The sequence below is a fragment of the Floricoccus tropicus genome (assembly GCF_001832905.1).
Lineage (GTDB): Bacteria > Bacillota > Bacilli > Lactobacillales > Streptococcaceae > Floricoccus > Floricoccus tropicus.
The window spans coordinates 1-2409 of record NZ_MKIR01000013.1 but is presented as its reverse complement, the minus strand read 5'-3'; the positions used below and the strand labels follow the sequence as shown (position 1 = coordinate 2409).

General features: G+C 26.6%; 1 protein-coding gene, 2 tRNA genes and 1 rRNA gene. 3 read left to right on the top strand and 1 reads right to left on the bottom strand.

Features of this window, described 5'->3' with window-relative positions; translation table 11 throughout:
* Positions 1-43 precede the first annotated feature (43 nt).
* Positions 44-159: ribosomal RNA gene (gene rrf, locus BG261_RS05745) — 5S ribosomal RNA — on the top strand.
* A 58-nt stretch (positions 160-217) separates the two neighbouring features.
* Positions 218-291, top strand: a tRNA-Asn gene (locus BG261_RS05740).
* A gap of 39 nt (positions 292-330) precedes the next feature.
* Here BG261_RS05740 and BG261_RS11125 read toward each other — a convergent pair.
* Positions 331-516 carry a transposase gene (locus BG261_RS11125; RefSeq protein ID WP_075201842.1) on the bottom strand — a complete coding sequence of 62 codons (186 nt, stop codon included), beginning with the start codon at positions 514-516 and terminating at the stop codon, positions 331-333.
* Between the two features lie 1469 nt (positions 517-1985).
* On the opposite strand from BG261_RS11125, the gene BG261_RS05735 reads away from it, so the two are divergent.
* Positions 1986-2059 (top strand) — tRNA-Pro (locus tag BG261_RS05735).
* The last annotated feature ends 350 nt before the right edge of the window (positions 2060-2409 follow it).

Genomic DNA, 2409 nt, shown 5'->3' with positions numbered 1-2409 from the left:
AAATTATTCAATTTTGAGTGATTGATAAAACAATTACGCATAGTTTGGTGCCAATAGCATGAGAGATACACCTGGTTACATGCCGAACCCAGAAGTTAAGTCTCATAACGCCGGAAGTAGTTGGGGGTTGCCCCCTGTGAGATATGGTAGGTGCCAAGCGAATATTTGATAAGACTTTCTTGAGCAATTGAGAATTTTTTATTATATTCAATAGTATTCCGGCATAGCTCAGTTGGTAGTAGCGCATGACTGTTAATCATGATGTCGTAGGTTCGAGTCCTACTGCCGGAGTAATATTATCTAGTACTTCTCGCGAAGTACTTTTTTTGTTTAAAAAGTTAAATTCCCTCGTATAATCATTATTCTTTTCTTAAAGTTATTAAAGTTCCTATATCCATAAGATTTTATCTTTATTACTTTAATATTGTTGTTCATGGCTTGAAGTCTACCATTGCTGTAAGGTAATATTTTTGTATTTTGAATATCAACGTTAAATCTTCTAAAAGTTCTAATCAAGTTTTAAATCTTGTATCAATATCATTCCTTAGATCTATATAACATCTCTTTATAGCACTCAAAATATATTCATAGATTTTATAATGCTTAGGAAGTTTAGTAGAAAATGAAAATTGGTGCATTAGGAAAAATCTTTTTAATTAAATATTTGTAAGGTGCATAAATATCATAACTACATATTTAACTTTTGTTAAGAATATCGATAATATTTCCTTTCACTCCATACATATAGTTAAAGGCCATAGAAGATTTACAGTCTTTAGTTGCTTTGAAATCATCAAAGTGAATTAACTCAGGAAGGTTTGAGAAGTTATTTCTAGCAAGTTTGTAGTAAGATTTGAATACTCTATAAGCAGTTGAAGTTAAAACAAGATTGTCTTTAGCAATATCTTTAATTTATTTCTTATCTTTTAAATCAATTGCAATAGAGTATTTAACATCTTGAGATACATTACAGTTTTTCATAACAATGTGAGTTCTACTTGTTTTAGTAGTATCATATCTTTTACATTTGTATTTATATTTTTTTAATAGTAGATAGGTTTTATATTTTAATGCAGGAGTAAGTAGAATATCAGAGGTGAAGTATCCTTGTTTAATCTAGTTTCTCTTACTAGCCTTGGATTTATATCTTTGAGGTAGTCTAGTTAATTCTGATAGATTCATTATTGAGCATATGTCTTTTCTCCTATGGAATGTTTTTGTCGTTATTAACTATTCTAGCAGAGAGTCATATGCTTTTTTTGTTTGTATCAAAAAAAGTGTGAATGTTTTTTAACCACCTACACTAAAAATTATAGGGCCAAAATTTATATTTTTCTATAGTGTATGCTGACTTACTATTTTAAAAAATGGTTCAAGCATTAGTGTGTAGTTATAACTACTAATGCAGTTTATTATCGTATGTGTAATATGTTAAAAATATTTTGTAAATAATTTGAATTACTTTACGGGTATAAGTGGTAACAGTCTTAATATTACTTTCTTTTTTTTATAGAAATTGTTATTTATATAGTGATGGACATATATAGATGTTGTAAATACATATTTGTTTACTTGTATATTTGGGAGAATGTTTTACTTTTTTTTATATGAGTGGGTACGATCTAGTTCATTTTGATAGTATTAGTGATACATATTTCTTATTTTAGGTACAGTCATTAAAAGTTTAAATATCTATTAAAGTGTAAACCTAAATTCTAATTAAAATTTTGATTAAATTCACTTATCAAATTTTGGTAAATACTATATTTGGGATTTGTTTGAATTAATTCTAATTAGGAATAGGATGTGTTTTTATCTATAATTAATGTTTTATTTTTATGCTGTCGAGTTTGTTTATTAGATGAGCAATGTAACGTTGAATGAATATATCGTAGCGAAATGCATAGGATAATTCTTCAATTCATTTTTTTAATTGATATATTAAGTTTAAAAGATAGTTTATATTGTTTCAACATATTTGTAATATAAGAGTAGCTTAGCTTGATAAAGCATTTGCTTTGGAATCAAAGTGTCGTAGGTTTGAATCCTGTGTTTTATATGAAAACCTTTAAATTATGAAATTTCAAGGCAAAATAACTATAGTTAGATTTTATTAATAAGTATCAAGATTAATTGGATGCATAAGTTCAACTGGAATATTTATATCTAGTGCCAAAGCAAGAGCTATAGTAAAGAGTTTGACAAATCTATATATTACTATTGTGAGTTAGAAAATATCTAGAATGAATTTGCAGTAAAATTTAATATTCTATGAATAAATAAAGTTGAAGTTAAATTTTTAGTTATATCCTTATATATAAGGGTAAACACGTCTGTATTTATAGAATAATTTTATGGTTTTTAGTTATAAGTGTTTGAAATAAGCAATCAACGAAAAGAACTTGTGAA